The organism is Micromonospora coriariae (assembly GCF_900091455.1).
Classification (GTDB): Bacteria; Actinomycetota; Actinomycetes; order Mycobacteriales; family Micromonosporaceae; genus Micromonospora; species Micromonospora coriariae.
This window is the reverse complement of record NZ_LT607412.1, coordinates 3,190,602-3,206,672: the sequence shown is the minus strand read 5'-3', so window position 1 is coordinate 3,206,672 and position 16,071 is coordinate 3,190,602. Positions and strand designations below refer to the sequence as shown.

Sequence of the window (16,071 nt, the reverse complement as noted above, 5' to 3'; positions counted from 1 at the left end):
CCGGAGGTACCACCATGGCCAAGCGCATCGAAGCCTCGAACGTCACCGCCTACTACGGTGCCTTCAAGGCCATCGAGAACATCAACCTGACCGTCGAGCCGAAGACTGTCACCGCCCTCATCGGCCCGTCCGGCTGCGGCAAGTCCACCTTCCTACGGTCGATCAACCGGATGCACGAGGTGCTGCCGGGGGCTCGGGTCGAGGGCAGCCTGACCATCGACGACCAGGACATCTACGACCGGGACGTGGACGTCACGGCGGTCCGGCGCACGATCGGCATGGTCTTCCAGCGGCCGAACCCGTTCCCCACGATGAGCATCTTCGAGAACGTGGTGGCCGGGTTGAAGCTCAACGGCGTCCGCCGCAAGTCGATCCTGGAGGACGCGGCCGAGAAGGCGCTGCGCTCGGCGAACCTGTGGGACGAGGTCAAGGACCGGCTGGGCAAGCCCGGCGCGGGCCTCTCCGGCGGTCAGCAGCAGCGGCTCTGCATCGCCCGGACCATCGCGGTCGAGCCGCAGGTCGTGCTGATGGACGAGCCCTGCTCGGCCCTGGACCCGATCTCCACGCTGGCCATCGAGGACCTGATGTTCCAGCTCAAGGACAAGTTCACGATCATCATCGTGACGCACAACATGCAGCAGGCCGCTCGGGTGTCGGACCGGACCGCCTTCTTCTCGATCGAGAAGACCGGCGACCCGGGCCGGCTGATCGAGTACGACAACACGCAGAAGATCTTCAGCAACCCGAGCGTGAAGAAGACCGAGGACTACATCACCGGCCGCTTCGGCTGAGCCGCTGGTTCCTGCTCCGCGCGGGGCGTCGGTCGACCTGACCGGCGCCCCTTGGCGTATCCCGGGCGGGTCAGCCGAGCACGAAGCGGGGCTCGCCGTCGGCCGGGAAGTCCAGTCGTGGGGTGACCGGGGTGGCGGCATCCCGGTCGGCCGCCGCCTGCGCAACCCCGGCCAGGTCGCCGGCGGCCGCAACCTGGGCCAGCGTGACGAGAGTCGGCGGCAGCATTGTCAGCTCGCCGGCCTCGGCCCGGGCCAGCGCGTCCGCCGGTCGGATCCACAGCGTGTGGTCGGCCTCGCCGGAGACGTCCCGGGTCCGCTGCCCGGCCGGCAGCAGGGCGACGAAGAAGTACGTGTCGAAGCGTCGCGGCTCGAACTCCGGTGTGATCCACCGGCTCCAGGGCAGCAGCAGGTCCGAGCGCAGCGTCAGGCGCCGGTCGGCGAGCAGCGCGGCGAAGCCCAACCGGCGTCCCTCCAGGTCCTGCCGGGCCGCCTCCCAGTCGTCGCCGCTGACGTCACCCACCACGGTCGCCGGGTCCGGGCCCGCGAGCAGCACGCCGGCCTCCTCGAAGACCTCCCGGGCGGCGGCGCAGACGACCGCCTGGGCGGCGTCCGGGGCCACCCCGAGCCGCCCCGCCCACGCGCTCGGTGCCGGGCCGGCCCAGTCCAGGTGTGCGGCGGAGTCGGAGCGGTCCACGCCACCGCCGGGGAAGGCGTACATCCCGCCGAAGGTCATCGCGGCGACCCGGCGGATGACGTACACCTCGAAGTCGGCGCCGGACGGACGCAGCAGCAACACGGTGGCCGCGACCCGGGGCACCGCCGGGGTGCCGCCCTCGGCCCGGAACCGCCGCGCGTGCTCGACCAGGGCGGCCGGGGCGGCGAAGCCGTCACTGTCGATCGTCATGTCGCGAGCCTAGTTCCCCGACCGACCACCCCGGCCCGGCCGGTGTGCCGGTCGGCGCCCCTCGGACCGCCCTTTGCTCTGCTTCAGCCCACGCAACAGAGACGGCCGGTAACTGTTGCGCCCGTGTAAGCAGAGCAAAGGGGGACGTGCAGGGGTGGCCAGCCGGAGCGGCGCGGCGCGGCGCGGCGACCAGTACGTGCACCGCGGTCCCGACGGATGAGCCGGCGGCCGCCGGGCGTTCGGTCGTTCACCCGGCTCGGCTAGCGTGCCGACATGACTCGTTGGGGCATCCTGGCCACCGGCCACATCGCCAGCCGTTTCGCCGAAGACCTCCGGCTGGTGCCGGACGCCGAACTGGTCGCGGTCGGCTCCCGCGCCGCGGACAGCGCGCAGCGCTTCGCCGACAAGCACGGCGCGAAGCGCGCCTACGGCTCCTGGGTGGAGCTGGCCGCCGACCCGGAGGTCGACGTGATCTACGTGGCCACCCCGCACGCCGCGCACCACGAGGCGGCGATGACCTGCCTGACGGCCGGGCGGGCCGTGCTCCTGGAGAAGCCGTTCACCCTCGACCTGGCCAGCAGCAACGACCTGGTGGACACCGCCCGCGCCGCCGGGGTCTTCCTGATGGAGGCCATGTGGATGCGGACCAACCCGCTCATCCTCCGGGCGGCCGAGCTGATCGCGGAGGGCGCGATCGGCACGGTGAGCAGCGTCCGGGCCGACTTCGGGGTGTCCGGGCCCTTCCCGCCGGAGCACCGGATGCGGGCCCTGGCGCTGGGCGGAGGCGCCCTGCTCGACCTTGGGGTCTACCCGATCAGCCTGGCCCACCTGCTGCTCGGCGTGCCGCAGCACATCCGGTCCTGGGCGAAGCTCGGCCCGGAGGGGGTGGACGAGAACACCGGCATACTGTTCGGCTACGACACCGGCGCGCTGGCCACCCTGAGCTGCGGCATGGTCGGCTCGAGTGGCCTGTCCGCCTCGATCACCGGCAGCACCGGCCGGATCGACCTGCCGGAGCCGTTCTTCCGGCCGGGCTCGCTGACCCTGTGGCGGGACGGCGCCGAGCCGGAGACGATCACCGCCGACACGGCCGGCAACGGCTACCAGTACGAAGCGATCGAGGTGCAGCGCTGCCTCGCGGCCGGGCTGACCGAGAGCCCGCTGGTGCCGCACACCACCACCCTCGAGGTGATGGCCCTGCTGGACGCCGTACGCGAGCAGATCGGCGTGCGCTACCTGTGAGTGAAAGGAAGGGCCCCTTATTAACGCCTGGCGTTAATAAGGGGCCCTTCCTTTCACTTGGGTGCGCGGTGCGCGGTGCGCGGGTCAGCCGAAGAGCGGGCGGACCAGCAGGTACGAGATGCAGGCGAAGAGCGCGGCGGCCGGGAACGTGATGATCCAGGCGATCACGATGTTGCCGGCGACGTTCCAGCGGACCGCGGAGAGCCGCTTGGTCGCGCCCACGCCCATGATCGCCGAGGTGATCGTGTGGGTGGTGGAGATCGGTGCCTTCAGCACCAGGGCGTTGAAGTAGAGCACCGCGCTGGCCACCGTCTCGGCGGCGAAGCCCTCCGGCGGACCGAGGTCGATGATCTTGCGGCCGAGAGTGCGGATGATCCGCCAACCCCCGGCGTACGTGCCCAGGGCCAGCATGGTCGCCGAGGTCCAGAACACCCAGCCGGGGATGTGCGTCTTGTCGTCCTGGAAGCCACCGGTGTAGAGCGCCAGCACCACGATTCCCATGGTCTTCGCGGCGTCCTGCATGCCGTGGCCTACCGACATGGCCGCCGCCGAGACGGTCTGCGCCCAGCGGAAGCCCCGGTTGAGCTTGCCCGGCTGCCCCTTCCGGAACAGCCAGAGGATGGCCAGCATCAGCAGGTAGCCGAGGGTGAGGCCGACGATCGGCGACAGCACCATCGGCAGGAGGACCTTCTCACCGATGGTGACCCACTGCACCACACCGCCGCTGGACAGCAGGGTGGCGCCGACCAGGCCGCCGAAGAGCGCGTGCGAGGACGACGACGGGAGACCGAAGTACCAGGTGATCAGGTTCCAGGCGATCGCGCCGAGCACCCCGGCGAAGACCACCCCGAGGCTGCTCACCCCGGTGGGCAGGATGACCAGGCCGTCGCCGACGGTCTTGGCCACACCGGCGCCGAAGTGGGCGCCGACGAAGTTGCCGACCGCGGCGAGGCCGAGGGCGATCCGAGGGGTCAGCGCCCGGGTGGAGACGCTTGTCGCGATCGCGTTGGCGGCGTCGTGGAAGCCGTTGGTGTAGTCGAACGCCAGGGCTACCCCGATCACCGCCAGCACGGCGATGAGTTCGGGTGTCAGAGTCACTGGTTCAGGACTCCTTGACCGCGATGGTCTCGACGGTGTTGGCCACGTGCTCGAAGGCGTCGCAGGCGGCCTCCAGCTCGTCGGCCACCTCCTTCATCTTCAGCACCGTCAACGCGTCGTACTCGCCGGAGAAGAGGCGGACGAGCAGCTGCCGGTTGATCCGGTCGCCCTCGTTCTCCAGCCGGTTGCACTCGATCCAGTAGTCCTCGAGGTCCTTCATCGACTTCAGCCGGGGCATCGCCTCGGCGGTCAACTTGGCCTGCTGGTCGAGCACGTTCACCATCTCGTGCAGCTCGCGCGGCAGCGCCGGAAGCTCGGTCAGCCCGTACAGGTAGAGCAGGTCGCCGACCGCCTCGAGGTGGTCCATCACGTCGTCGAGCAGCGAGCCGAGCCGGTAGATGTCCTCCCGGTCGAACGGCGTGATGAACGTCGAGTTGATCTTCTTGTACAGCTCGTGGGTGATCTGGTCGCTGTCGTGCTCGACCTCGGTCAGCCGCTCGCTGACCGACTGCACGTCGACGCCGGGCAGGGCCAGCTCGTTCAGCAGCTCGGTGCCCCGGACCAGGTTCTGCGCGGCCCTGGTGAAGAGCTCGTAGAAGGCGCCCTCGGTGGGGCGGAAGGAAAACTTCACAGCACAGACCTCGTCGCGTCGGTGGAAGGGGTGGGCACCCTACGGGTGCCCGCTCGGTGAATGCTAGGAAACGCCAGAACCGCGAATTCGTCGGCCCACCCCTGGTCAGGCCTGGTTCACCGGTCGTTCACCTGCCGTTCATCTCCGCCGTCTCATCCGTCACCGCTCCCCCAGCACGCAACCGTTCGCGCTCGCGGGCCACGTCGAAATCGGCAGGCGGATACCCCAGATCGAGGGTGTCGAACGTCTCCCGCAGCAGGTGGGCCACCGCCCAGTCCCGGTACCACTTGCGGTCCGCCGGCACCACGAACCACGGCGCGGCGTCCGTGCCGCACCGGCTCAGCGCCTCGGCGTACGCGGCCTGGTAGTCGTCCCAACGGGCCCGGGAGTCGACGTCCGAGGGGTTGTACTTCCAGTGCTTGCGGGGGTCGGTGAGCCGCTCCAGCAGCCGCTCGCCCTGCTCGGCGTACGAGATGTGCAGCATGACCTTGACCAGGGTCACGCCGCCCTCGACCAGTTCCCGTTCGAAGGAGTTGATCTCGTCATAGCGGGCCCGCCAGGTGGCCTCCGGCACCAGCGAGCCGACCCGGGCGATCAGCACGTCCTCGTAGTGCGACCGGTTGAACATCCCGACGTACCCCGGCGGCGGCAGTGCCCGGCGGATGCGCCACAGGAAGTCGTGCCGCAACTCCTGCGCGGTGGGCGGTCCGAACGAGCGGATGTGCAGGCCCAGCGGGTTCATCGCGCCGGCCACCCGCTTGATCGTGCCGTCCTTGCCGCCGCAGTCCATCGCCTGGAGCACCAGCAGCACCCGGTGCGCCGGCCGGTACGAGTCCGCCTTGGCCATCGCGAAGAGCATCTCCTGCTGTTGGCCCAGCTCACTGCCGACCAGCTCCACCTGCGCCCGGGCCCAGGCCTTGCGGTGCTCTCCGGTCACCTCCGCCCCGGGCAGGCCGGGCGTGGACCGGGGGTCGATTCCCGGGAGATCCACCGGCGCGGCGACCCGCAGCAACTCCCGCACCGGGCCGCCGGCGGGCGCCACGATCTGCGCTTCCTGGGGTGCGCTCATCCTCGGATCATCGCCCACCCGCCGACCAACCGCCCGCCGAGCGCCGCCCGGCCCCGGTCGGGCTGTCACGTTCGGGGCTTCCGGCGCGTCCTGTTGGCGGGAGGATGTATGCCGGGAAGGCGCCGAACGGGGAGGGTGGTGGGTCGTGCGGGACCTGGCGACGGAGTTCGAGGCCGAGCGGGGCCGGCTGCTCGCGGTGGCCCACCGGATGCTGGGCAGCCGCAGCGAGGCCGAGGACGCGGTGCAGGAGACGTGGTTGCGCTACGCCGGGGCGCTCGCAGACCCGGCGGCCCGCGCCGAGATCCGCGAGCTGTCCGCGTGGCTGACCACCACCTGCGCCCGGATCTGCCTGGACGTGCTCCGCTCGGCGCGGGTCCGGCGGGAGGCGTACCCCGGGCAGTGGCTGCCGGAGCCGGTGGTGGGTCAGGTGGGCGCCGCGGCGCCGACCGACGGGTACGCCCCCGACCCCGCCGAGCGGGCGGTACGCACCGACCAGGTCGGCACCGCGCTGCTGGTGGTGCTGGAACGGCTCGCGCCGGAGCAGCGGGTCGCCCTCGTGCTGCACGACGTGTTCGCGGTGCCGTTCGCCCGGGTCGCCGACGTGCTCGGCACCACCGAGGTGGCCGCCCGGCAGCTCGCCTCCCGGGCCCGCCGGGCGGTCACCGCACCGGACGTGCCCCGGCACACCGCCGACCCGGCCGAGCAGCGGCGGGTGCTCCAGGCGTTCGTCGCCGCCACCGAGTCCGGCGAACTGGACCCGCTGCTCCGCCTACTCGCGCCGGACGTCGTCTTCGTCGGCGACTCGGGTGGGCACTTCCCGGCCGCCCGTCGGCCGGTGGTGGGGGCCGACGCGGTGGGTCGCTTCGCGCTCGGCCTGTTCGGCCGGGCCGGCCGGTACACCCACCGGGTGCTGGCCCGGCCGGTGCTGGTCGACGGTGTGCTCGGCCTCCAGATAGAGACGACGCACACCGACGGCCGGCCGATCCGCATGGTCACCGCGCTCGCCGTGCACGAGGGCCGGATCACCGGCGTGTTCAACCAGCTCAACCCGGAGAAGCTGACCGACCTGCCGCCGTTGGGCGACGACGACCGGTGGCCACCGCGCTGGTGAGCCGGCCGCCGGGCGCCCGCGCGGGCTCAGACCACCAGGGCCAGCCACTTGCGGTAGGAGGTGGCGAACGGCTCGCTGCCGTCGCCGAGCGCGCCGAACAGCCAGCGGGCCGCCGCCTCGGCCTCGACCACCACGTCCTCCGGGTAGCCGTAACGGGCCCGGTGCTCAGCGAACTCGTCCTCGTCGAGCAGCTCCACCAGACCGGTGGCGCGGCGCCGGACCACGTCCAGGTCCAGGTCGATCAGGTGGACGACGTCCTCGGACTCCCAGTGGGCCGGGGTCGCGATGTCGCAGTAGACCTCGCTGGTCCGCGGTGGCGGGTTGAACATCCCCGTCCACCAGGCGTGGTGCGGCACCAGCAGGACGAACGGGATCCTCTCCACCGACGGGCGGCCGTGGTAGACCGACTCGGTGCCGACCGGCACGCCGAGCCAGATGCCGAGGTCGTCCTCGGCGAGCCGGCGGGCCGGGTAGTCACGGTGGGCGCTGCCGTCGTACTTGCGGTAGATCACTCGGACCACGTCGCTCGGCATGATTCGCACCCTAACCGATACTGCCCACGCGTCGTAGCGCGGCCGTAACCGGACGCCGACGGACGCATCGGCGGACCGACGGCTCCGCGCCACGCGGACGGATGGGCGCAGCCCGTGTCGGCCGCGGCGGGTACCGTCGCACGGTGACTCCGCCCCGCACCGCCACCGGTTCCGCCACCCCCTCGGCCCGTGCCGGGAGCCGGCGACGGGGCGCGCGACCCAGCGGGGCGGAGCTGCTCGCGGCGGCGGTCGGCGCGGTGCCCGGCGGCGCGGCGCGCCCCGGCCAGCAGGAGATGACCACCGCGATCGAGGAGTGCGTGACCAGCGGCGAGCACCTGCTGGTCCAGGCGGGCACCGGCACCGGCAAGTCGCTGGCCTACCTCGCGCCGGCGCTCACCGTGGACGGCCCGGTGGTGGTCTCCACCGCCACCCTGGCATTGCAGTCCCAGCTGGTCGACCACGACCTGCCGCGAATGGCCGACGCGGTCGAGCCGCTTCTCGGCCGCCGACCAACCTTCGCGGTGCTCAAGGGCCGCCACCACTACCTCTGCCTGGCCCGGCTGGACAACTCCACAGCCGACGAGCCGGAGGACACTCTCTTCGACGCTCCGGCCACCCGCCCGGGCGGCGGGACGAAGTGGCTCGGCGAGGCGGGTCGGCTGGGCAAACAGGTCGAGCGGCTGCGCGACTGGGCGGAGAAGACCGCCACCGGCGACCGGGACGAACTGGACCCGGGCGTCGACGACCAGGCCTGGCGGTTGGTGTCGATGCCGGCCCGGGAGTGCGTCGGGGCGACCCGGTGCCCGTTCGGGGCGGAGTGCTTCGCCGAGGCGTCCCGGGCCCGGGCCCGGGAGGCCGACATCGTGGTGACCAACCACAGCCTGCTCGCCGTCGACATGCTGGCCGACCGGCACATCGTGCCGCCGCACAAGCTGCTGATCGTGGACGAGGCACACGAGCTGGCCGACCGGGTCTCCTCGGCGGCCCAGGCGGAGCTGGTGCCGGAGTTGATCGACCGGTCCACCCGGCGGGCCCGTCCGCTGCTGCGGCCGGAGACCGCCGAGGCGCTCACCGCGGCCGGCGACGCCCTCGCGGTCGGCTTGGCCGAGGCGCCCGCCGGGCGCCTCACCGCCGGGCTGCCGGCGCCGTTGCGGGAGGCGTGCACGCTGCTCGACGCGGCCACCCGCGCCGCGCTGGACGCGATCGGCGACGTCAAGTCCGACGATCCGGACCCGGTTCGCAAGCAGCAGGCCAAGGCGGTGCTGGACGAGCTCTCCACTACCGCGCAGCGGCTGCTGGAGGAGGCCGATCACGACGTGGCCTGGGTGGAGAAGAACGACAGCGGCAGCCGGCGGGCGCTGGTGGTCGCGCCGCTGTCGGTGGCCGGCACCCTCGCCACCCACCTGTACGACGAGCGCACAGTGGTCGCCACCTCCGCCACCCTGGCGCTGGGCGGCCGGTTCGACACGGTGGCCCGCGCCCTCGGGCTGGACGCGCCACCGGTCCCGGCGTCCCCGGCCGCCGCCTCGCTGGCCGCCCGCACCGGCCCGGGCCGCCCGGCCGCCGAGACGCCGGGGCGCCGGCTGGCCGACGCCGCCACCGTTCCGGCGACCGAAGGGCCGGGTTGGCGGTCGCTGGATGTGGGGTCGCCGTTCGACTACGCCCGGCAGGGCATCCTGTACGTCGCGGCGCACCTGCCCCGGCCCAGCGTCTCCGGGCTTCCCGAGGCGGCCGGAGAGGAGCTGCTCGCGCTGGTCGAGGCGCTCGGTGGTCGTACTCTCGGGCTCTTCTCCTCGCGGCGGGCCGCGCAGCAGGCGGCGGAGCTGCTGCGCGCGCGGACCGACCTGCCGGTGCTGCTGCAGGGTGAGGAGGCGCTGCCGCTGCTGGTCCGCCGGTTCCGCGAGGAGCGTTCCAGCTGCCTGTTCGGCGTGATGTCGCTCTGGCAGGGGGTGGACGTGCCGGGCGACGCCTGTCAGCTCGTGGTCATCGACCGGCTGCCCTTTCCGCGGCCGGACGAGCCGCTGGCGGCGGCGCGCGCGGCGGCCGTGGACGCGGGCGGCGGTTCGGGTTTCGCGGCGGTCAGCGTGCCGATCGCGGCGGTCCGGCTGGCCCAGGGCGTGGGCCGGTTGATCAGGGCGACCGGTGACCGGGGGGTGGTCGCCGTGCTCGACTCCCGGCTGGAGACCGCCCGCGGCTACGGGCCGTTCCTGCGTCGCTCGCTGCCGCCGTTCTGGTACACCACCCGTCCTGAGGTGGCCCGCGGCGCGCTGCAACGCCTCGCCGGCTCCTGACCGCCCGCGCCGGCCCCACGCTCCGCCGGGGCGCCGGTCAGGGAGCCTGCGCGGCGACGACGACGGCGTCGGGCGGGGTGTCGGGGACCGTCCGGGCGGCCAGCCGGCGGACCGCGGTGTTCAGCACCGCGATCAGCGGCACGGACACCAGGGCACCGGTGATCCCGGCGAGCACCACGCCGGCGGCGATGCCGATGATCACCGCGAGCGGGTGGATGGCCACCGCCCGGCCCATGATCAGCGGCTGGAGCACGTGCCCCTCCACCTGCTGCACCCCGATCACCGCACCGAGGATGATCAACGCGGTGACCGGGCCGCTGTCCACCAGCGCCACCAGCACCGCCACGACACCGGAGAGCGCCGCACCGACGATCGGGATGAACGCGCCGAGGAATACCAGCGCGGCCAGCGGGAAGGCGAACGGGACGTCGAAGATGACCAGGAAGATGCCGATGCCCACCGCGTCGATGAAGGCCACCAGCACGGTTGCCCGGACGTAGGCGCCGAGCGTGTGCCAGGAGGCGCGGCCGGCGTCGTCGACCTTCCAGCGGGCGGCCACCGGCAGCAGCCGGACCAGGAAGCGCCAGATCCGGTTGCCGTCGCGCAGGAAGAAGAACGTCGCGAAGAGCACCAGCAGCGTGCCGGTCAGCACCTCAGCCAGCGTCGCCGCGGTGCTCAGCGCACCGCTGGTGAGATCCGAGGTGTTGGAGTTGATCCAGTCCTGCGCCTCGTCGATGTAGCGGTCGAGCTGGGTGTCGGAGAGGTGCAGGGGACCCGTCTTCAGCCAGTTCTGGATCTGCCGGACGCCCTGCGAGGACTTCTCGCTCAGCTCCGGCGCCCCCTGGATGAACTCGTTGACCACCAGGGTCAGCGTGCCGATCACTCCCACCAGGCCGCCGACCAGCACCACCGCCGTCGCCAGCGACCGGGGAAGCCGGGCCCGCAGCAGCCAGCCCACCGCCGGTGCGAGCAACGCCGAGAGCAGCAGGGCGATGGCCAGCGGGATGATCACGATCTTGATGGTGCCGACGATCCGGAGCAGCGCCCAGGCCACCACGCCGATCACGATCAGCCGCCAGCACCAGGCGGCGGCGATCCGCAGCCCGTGCGGGACGTCCGCGTCGTCGCGGCTCGCCGTCGAGCTGTGCACGTCCGCCGGAGGTGCCGCGCCGACGACCGTGGCCGACGGCGGCGCGGCCGGCCCCGGCACGGCGGGTGTGGCCACCCGGGTCTCCGAGCCGTCGCTGGGCGCGCTCCGATCGGCGCGTACCGACTCCCGTCCCGACTGGTAGGCGCGGCGGAGCCGCCCGCGTACCCGCTCGAAGCGGCTCAAGCGCACCTCCTGGCAGAGAACTGGTCCGCCCACAGCGACAGGTCGGACAGCTTACGTCCGCTCCCGACACCATAGGGCAGTTCCGCGACACATTGCCCCGCCCGCCTCGGGCGTAACCACCGTCGGGCCGGCCGTCGGCGACACGGTAGCGTCTGCGGCGTGACCGCAGACCAGGATCTCGACGCCGGCCTGCCGATCCGCCTCCTGCACGACCGCGTGCTGGTGCGGATGGAGGGCAGCGAGGGCGAGCGCCGCTCCACCGCCGGCATCGTCATCCCGGCCACCGCCGCGGTCGGCAAGCGCCTCGCCTGGGCCACCGCCGTCGGGGTGGGGCCGAACGTCCGCGCCATCGTCTCCGGCGACCGGGTGCTCTTCGACCCGGACGACCGCTCCGAGGTCGAGCTGCACGGTCGCGGGTACGTGCTGCTGCGGGAGCGGGACGTGCACGCCGTGGCCGCCGAGCGGATCGAGAACGACTCCACCGGCCTCTACCTCTGACGCGTCTCCCCCGGCCACCACGCACCGTGCGCCGTTTGCCGGGCCGCACGGCGGGAAGCCATCCGGCGACAGTGGCCCTGGGGAGGGACGATGCCGGTATTCGTGAAGAAGCTGCTGGCCTGGGGCAGCGTCGCGTTCCTGATCTACTTCATGGCGTTCCGGCCGGACGGCGCCGCGCAGATGTTCAAGGCGATCGGGGCCATGCTGGTGGCGATGGCCCAGGGCCTCGGTGACTTCCTCACCACCCTGATGACCTGAGCCGTCCGCCAACCGTCACCGGTGACCGGACGGCCAGGACCCCGCCGGCGGAGGGCCGTACCAGCCGGGCTGGGCATATCCCAGCGGAGGCGGCGGCGGGGCCAGCACCACCGGGATCGGCACCACCGGCTCCTCCGGCGCGGCCACCGGACGCTGCGAGCCGTCCGGGAAGCGCAGGTGGTAGCGGCTCCCGTCCCAGACCCCGGCCGGGGCCTGCGGGTCCCGCCCCACGAAGAACGACCGGTACGCGGTGATCGCCTCCAGCAGCTCCCGCTCCTCGGCGGCCGTCCGTTCCCGGTCGGCGGGCTTGCGATCGAGGCCGCGCAGCGACCCGTCGCGCAGCAGGGCCAGCCGGGTGGCGGCGAACTGGTACCCGCGCATCGCCCGCACCCCGGCGTCCCCGGCCACCCGACGCGCCCAACTGCGTGCCGCGTGCCGGCGACCGAGGCTGCTCAGCGCGGCCACCTCGGGTGGGCTCAGCCAGCCGGCGCGCACGTAGTCCGGCAACGTGCGCTCGGTGAGCCGTCCCTCCCACGCGCGCAGCCACACCGCCAGCCCCACCATGCCGAAGAAGATCGGCACCATCAGGCCCAGGAAGCCGTACAGCATGATCAGCGCCTCCCCGGTGGCCTGGGTGAGCGTCGGCAGCAGGTTCCAGGTGCCGTGCAGCATCATCGCCAGCAGCAGCCCGGCGACCGGGGCGAGCACCCGCACCCGCCGGTCGGCGGTCCGGGCCGCGACACCGAGCCCCACACCGGTCATCGAGGTGAACAGCGGATGGGCGAACCCGAACAGCAGGATCCGGACGATGAAGATGGCGATGACCTGCTGGGTGCCGGTCGCCGGTCCGTACCGGTCGGCGCCGGCCGCGTAGCCGTACCCGCCCAGGTAGAGGATGTTCTCCACCATGGCGAAGCCGACCGCGGAGAGCCCGCAGTAGACCAGCCCGTCGGTGATCCCCGACCACTCGCGGCGGCGGAACACCAGCAGCAGGATCGGGCCGAGGGCCTTGGTCAGCTCCTCGATGAACGGCGCCACCAGCACCCCGGTGAGCGCGGCCGGCAGCCCCCAGTCGGCGAACCGGGCGGCGGCGAACTCGTTCACGGTGAGCGCGGCGGCGGTGGAGACGAACGCGCCCCAGGCGAAACAGAAGATCAGATACTTCAGCGGCTCCGGTTCGTACCGGTCGAGCCAGAGGAAGCAGGCGACCAGCACCGGCACCGGCAGGATGGCGGCGACCACCCCGATCAGCAGTGCCCGCACGCCGAGCGACTGGCCGAGCGTGAAGACCATGAACACCGCGCACCCCGCGATGAACAGCACCACCCCCGCCAGCACCAGGAATCGCCGCCAGCCCAGTCGGCGCAGCGGCATCCGGGGCGTCGCGCCGGCGGACGGGGCTGCGGACGCGGGCGGCGACGGCAGGGGTGCACCGGGCGGGGTGTCGGCCATGCGGTCAGCGTAGCCATCCGCCGCCGGCTGGTCCGGGCCCATCGGCAGCCGCTATGCTGCCGGCAGGTCACGAGCGCCAGCGTCAAGCCCCGGCTTGCTGGCCGGCAACCCTCGTCGAGTTCGCGGTGGGGTGCCCCGGGTGATGACCGGGCCCAGCCCGATCGGTGTGCTGGGCAAGCGCGGACCCCGTCCCGACGTCGCACCCGGGGTCCCTGACCCCGGAGGTTCCGGCGTGTCCGTCACCCTCGTACCCTCGCTGCCCGCCCGGTCCGGCACCACGCCCGCGCCGGCCCCGTCACGGCCGCTCGACGTGCTCGGCGTACCGGGCGAGATCAACCTGGACTACGCGGCCAGCGCGCCGTGCGCCCGGGCCGCCGCCGACGCGGTGGCCGAGCTGCTGCCCTGGTACGCGAGCGTGCACCGGGGCGCGGGAGCGCTGTCCCGGCGCTGCACGCTGGCCTACGAGCGGGCCCGGCAGACGGTGGGAGACTTCTTCGGCGCCCGCGCCGACGACCACGTGATCTTCACCCGCAACACCACGGACGCGCTCAACCTGCTGGCGCGGGCGGTGCCCGCAGGCACGACGGTGGTCACCTTCGCCGGTGAGCACCACGCCAACCTGCTGCCCTGGCCGCGCGGCTCGGTACGGCTGCCGGTGCCCGCCGGTCCCGCCGAGGCGGTACGCGCCCTCGCCGCCGCCCTCACCGAGCTGCGCCGGGACAGCAACCCGGCGCTGCCGGTGCTGGTCGCGGTGACCGGGGCGAGCAACGTGACAGGCGAGCGCTGGCCGGTCGCCGAGCTGGCCCGGGTCGCCCACCGGCACGGGGCACGGATCGTCCTCGACGCCGCGCAGCTCGCCCCGCACGCACCGGTCGACCTGCTCGCGCTCGACGTGGACTACCTGGCCGTCTCCGGCCACAAGCTGTACGCGCCATTCGGCGCGGGCGTGCTGGTCGGCCGGGCGGACTGGCTGGACGCCGCTCCGCCATACCTGGCCGGCGGCGGCGCCACCACCCACGTCGGGCCGGCCACGCACGATGTGACCTGGGCGACCGGCCCGGCACGGCACGAGGGCGGCACGCCGAACCTGCTCGGCGCGGTGGCACTGGCCGCGGTGTGCGCGGCGCTGGCCCGGGTGGACCGGGCGGCGCTGGCCGCCAGCGAGCAGGCGTTGCTGACTCGGCTGCGGACCGGCATCGCCGCCCTTTCGCACGTGGTGGAGCTGCGCACCTTCGGCCCGGACGCGCCCCGCGTCGGCATCGTCTCGTTCGTGGTCGCCGGGTGGGACTCGGCCGAGGTGGCCGCGCGGTTGGCGGCCGACCACCGGATCGGCGTACGGGACGGGCTGTTCTGTGCCCACCCGCTGGCTCGGCGGCTGCTCACCGAGGCGGCCGGGCGCACCGGCCGACGGGATCTGCCGCCCACCGCACTGCGCGCCAGCATCGGCCTGGGCAGCACGCCCGCCCAGGTGGACCGGCTGCTCGCCGCTCTCGCCACGCTGGGGTGAGCCCGGCCGGCGGGCGGCGCGGTGGACCGGTCAGCCGACCGGTGGGGCGGTGGGGGGTTTCGGCGTCTCGCCCGGCTCGGCCGGTTCACCGATCGGCCGCTCCTGCTCCCCGAACGCGGTGCGGATGCACCGGTTCGCCTCCTCCTGTTCGATCCCGGAGGCCACCAGCAGGTCACTCGCCGCGGTACGGATCTGGGCGACCACCACGCTGCCCGAGAAACCGACCCCGGCGCCGTACGCCCGGCCGGCTTCACTGACCGCGCGCAGCGACCGCTCCCGGGCCTTCTGTGGTTCCTCGCCCACGGCGAACTCGTGCTTGAGCAACCGGACCGACTCGGCGAGGTGGTTGATCGCGTCGGGCATCGGATCCGGCGCGGGCTCCTCGTCCTCGATCAGCGTGACGGACCGGCGGATCAACGTGCCGGCGTTGCGCATCGCCCGGTCGATCGGGTCGGCCGCCTCCGCGTAGTGGGTCAGCTCGTCCCGCCGGTGCCAGCGGGCCGGGGAGAGGGTGGCGGTCTCCTTCGCCCCCTCGATCGCCTCGGCCAACGTGGCCAGCTCCTCCTTGTTGTTCCGCAGCCGCTCCAGTGCCTGCTGGATTGTGGCGCGGTCCCGTTTGCGCAGCCCGTCGGCGGTGGCGTCGAGCTGGGCGGCGAGCAGGTCCAGCGCCGGTCGGGCCGCGCGATTGATCACCCGGAGCGGGTTCAGCGGCAGCAGCACCGCCGTCACCAGCAGCGCGATCCCACCGCCGAGGAACGCGTCGACGAAGCGCGGAATCTCCAGGTTCTGGGTCGACGGGCTCAGCGTGACGATCAGCACCGCCGTGGCCGCCGCCTGGATGACGATGGCCACGCTGGCCCCGGCGAAGATGGTGAGCAGGATCGCCACCGTGACCACCAGGCCGAGCTGCCACGCGCCGGTGCCGAGCAGGTAGATCAGGAGGTCGCCGATCGCCACCCCGATCCCCACCCCGACGATCAGCTCCACGGTCCGGCGGAACCGCTGGCCGACCGACGCGGCCAGGGTGCCGACAGCGGAGATCGGCGCGAAGACCGGCTGCGGGTTGCCGAGCAGCCGGTGCGAGACGAAGTACGCCAGCGCGGCTGCGAGCCCGGCCTGCACCGCCAGACCACCGGCCATCCGCACCCGGTGCAGCCGGTCGTGCAGGGTGGCCCGGCCGCGGTGCCGCAGCTCCTCGGTGGCCTCGGCGATCCGCGCGCCGTCGATGTCCACCAGCCCTTCACGCAGCGCGGTGCGCCGCACCATCGGAGGTCGTTTGTCCCGGGCCACGGCCATGGGCGCGACTACCCAGGGCGCGCCCGCTGAATCCTCCCGCTCGGCACATGGCGGGCG

The 16,071-nt window shown here is 73.1% G+C and carries 15 protein-coding genes and 1 riboswitch; of the genes, 7 read left to right on the top strand and 8 right to left on the bottom strand.

The window, feature by feature from the left end; all coding sequences use genetic code 11:
* The first annotated feature begins 14 nt into the window (after positions 1–14).
* Positions 15–791: a phosphate ABC transporter ATP-binding protein PstB gene (pstB, locus tag GA0070607_RS15025; RefSeq protein WP_089018767.1), complete on the top strand. Its 777-nt coding sequence runs from the start codon at positions 15–17 to the stop codon at positions 789–791.
* A gap of 70 nt (positions 792–861) precedes the next feature.
* Here pstB and GA0070607_RS15020 read toward each other — a convergent pair whose 3' ends face one another.
* Entirely contained in the window at positions 862–1,695 is an 834-nt protein-coding gene (locus GA0070607_RS15020; protein WP_089018766.1) for an NUDIX hydrolase, read from the bottom strand.
* A gap of 273 nt (positions 1,696–1,968) precedes the next feature.
* Between GA0070607_RS15020 and GA0070607_RS15015 the strand changes: the two genes are divergently transcribed.
* Complete coding sequence (locus tag GA0070607_RS15015) at positions 1,969–2,937, top strand: Gfo/Idh/MocA family protein (protein ID WP_089018765.1); 969 nt, start codon at positions 1,969–1,971, stop codon at positions 2,935–2,937.
* Positions 2,938–3,021: 84 nt separating this feature from the next.
* Here the strand turns inward: GA0070607_RS15015 and GA0070607_RS15010 are convergent, their stop codons facing one another.
* From GA0070607_RS15010 to GA0070607_RS15000, 3 genes are all read right to left on the bottom strand, one after another.
* The gene (locus tag GA0070607_RS15010) at positions 3,022–4,029 is read right to left on the bottom strand and encodes an inorganic phosphate transporter (protein ID WP_089021869.1); all 1,008 of its coding nucleotides are present in this window, start codon (positions 4,027–4,029) and stop codon (positions 3,022–3,024) included.
* A 10-nt stretch (positions 4,030–4,039) separates the two neighbouring features.
* Positions 4,040–4,666: a DUF47 domain-containing protein gene (locus GA0070607_RS15005; protein ID WP_074314917.1), complete on the bottom strand. Its 627-nt coding sequence runs from the start codon at positions 4,664–4,666 to the stop codon at positions 4,040–4,042.
* Positions 4,667–4,793: 127 nt separating this feature from the next.
* A complete protein-coding gene (locus GA0070607_RS15000) occupies positions 4,794–5,735 on the bottom strand; it encodes a PPK2 family polyphosphate kinase (protein ID WP_089018764.1) in 942 nt (313 codons plus the stop codon).
* Positions 5,736–5,880: 145 nt separating this feature from the next.
* On the opposite strand from GA0070607_RS15000, the gene sigJ reads away from it, so the two are divergent.
* Entirely contained in the window at positions 5,881–6,846 is a 966-nt protein-coding gene (gene sigJ / locus GA0070607_RS14995; RefSeq protein WP_089018763.1) for an RNA polymerase sigma factor SigJ, read from the top strand.
* 26 nt (positions 6,847–6,872) lie between these two features.
* Here sigJ and GA0070607_RS14990 read toward each other — a convergent pair whose 3' ends face one another.
* Complete coding sequence (locus GA0070607_RS14990) at positions 6,873–7,379, bottom strand: DUF402 domain-containing protein (protein ID WP_089018762.1); 507 nt, start codon at positions 7,377–7,379, stop codon at positions 6,873–6,875.
* Positions 7,380–7,480: 101 nt separating this feature from the next.
* On the opposite strand from GA0070607_RS14990, the gene GA0070607_RS14985 reads away from it, so the two are divergent.
* The gene (locus GA0070607_RS14985) at positions 7,481–9,670 is read left to right on the top strand and encodes an ATP-dependent DNA helicase (protein ID WP_172899038.1); all 2,190 of its coding nucleotides are present in this window, start codon (positions 7,481–7,483) and stop codon (positions 9,668–9,670) included.
* 37 nt (positions 9,671–9,707) lie between these two features.
* Here GA0070607_RS14985 and GA0070607_RS14980 read toward each other — a convergent pair whose 3' ends face one another.
* The gene (locus tag GA0070607_RS14980; protein WP_089018761.1) at positions 9,708–11,003 is read right to left on the bottom strand and encodes an AI-2E family transporter; all 1,296 of its coding nucleotides are present in this window, start codon (positions 11,001–11,003) and stop codon (positions 9,708–9,710) included.
* Positions 11,004–11,162: 159 nt separating this feature from the next.
* Here GA0070607_RS14980 and GA0070607_RS14975 point away from each other — a divergent pair, with 159 nt between their 5' ends.
* Together GA0070607_RS14975 and GA0070607_RS32765 are read left to right on the top strand one after the other, a co-directional pair.
* Positions 11,163–11,501 carry a GroES family chaperonin gene (locus GA0070607_RS14975; protein WP_089018760.1) on the top strand — a complete coding sequence of 113 codons (339 nt, stop codon included), beginning with the start codon at positions 11,163–11,165 and terminating at the stop codon, positions 11,499–11,501.
* 90 nt (positions 11,502–11,591) lie between these two features.
* The gene (locus GA0070607_RS32765; protein WP_172899037.1) at positions 11,592–11,759 is read left to right on the top strand and encodes a hypothetical protein; all 168 of its coding nucleotides are present in this window, start codon (positions 11,592–11,594) and stop codon (positions 11,757–11,759) included.
* A 15-nt stretch (positions 11,760–11,774) separates the two neighbouring features.
* Here GA0070607_RS32765 and GA0070607_RS14970 read toward each other — a convergent pair whose 3' ends face one another.
* A complete protein-coding gene (locus GA0070607_RS14970) occupies positions 11,775–13,253 on the bottom strand; it encodes a PrsW family intramembrane metalloprotease (RefSeq protein ID WP_089018759.1) in 1,479 nt (492 codons plus the stop codon).
* Between the two features lie 23 nt (positions 13,254–13,276).
* Positions 13,277–13,397, top strand: a riboswitch (SAM riboswitch).
* Between the two features lie 70 nt (positions 13,398–13,467).
* On the opposite strand from GA0070607_RS14970, the gene GA0070607_RS14965 reads away from it, so the two are divergent.
* Entirely contained in the window at positions 13,468–14,718 is a 1,251-nt protein-coding gene (locus GA0070607_RS14965; RefSeq protein ID WP_408630907.1) for an aminotransferase class V-fold PLP-dependent enzyme, read from the top strand.
* A 30-nt stretch (positions 14,719–14,748) separates the two neighbouring features.
* On the opposite strand, the gene GA0070607_RS14960 is transcribed toward GA0070607_RS14965, so the two are convergent.
* Positions 14,749–15,984, bottom strand: a complete 1,236-nt coding sequence (locus GA0070607_RS14960) for an FUSC family protein (RefSeq protein ID WP_089021867.1) — start codon at positions 15,982–15,984, stop codon at positions 14,749–14,751.
* Between the last annotated feature and the right edge of the window lie 87 nt (positions 15,985–16,071).

Bases quoted from the DNA above. Each gene is read 5' to 3' on its own strand.
- pstB (WP_089018767.1), top strand. From the start codon at position 15: ATGGCCAAGCGCATCGAAGCCTCGAACGTCACCGCCTACTACGGTGCC.
- GA0070607_RS15020 (WP_089018766.1), bottom strand. From the start codon at position 1,695: ATGACGATCGACAGTGACGGCTTCGCCGCCCCGGCCGCCCTGGTCGAG.
- GA0070607_RS15015 (WP_089018765.1), top strand. From the start codon at position 1,969: ATGACTCGTTGGGGCATCCTGGCCACCGGCCACATCGCCAGCCGTTTC.
- GA0070607_RS15000 (WP_089018764.1), bottom strand. From the start codon at position 5,735: ATGAGCGCACCCCAGGAAGCGCAGATCGTGGCGCCCGCCGGCGGCCCG.
- GA0070607_RS14990 (WP_089018762.1), bottom strand. From the start codon at position 7,379: ATGCCGAGCGACGTGGTCCGAGTGATCTACCGCAAGTACGACGGCAGC.
- GA0070607_RS14985 (WP_172899038.1), top strand. From the start codon at position 7,481: ATGGGCGCAGCCCGTGTCGGCCGCGGCGGGTACCGTCGCACGGTGACT.
- GA0070607_RS32765 (WP_172899037.1), top strand. From the start codon at position 11,592: ATGCCGGTATTCGTGAAGAAGCTGCTGGCCTGGGGCAGCGTCGCGTTC.
- GA0070607_RS14970 (WP_089018759.1), bottom strand. From the start codon at position 13,253: ATGGGCCCGGACCAGCCGGCGGCGGATGGCTACGCTGACCGCATGGCC.
- GA0070607_RS14960 (WP_089021867.1), bottom strand. From the start codon at position 15,984: ATGGTGCGGCGCACCGCGCTGCGTGAAGGGCTGGTGGACATCGACGGC.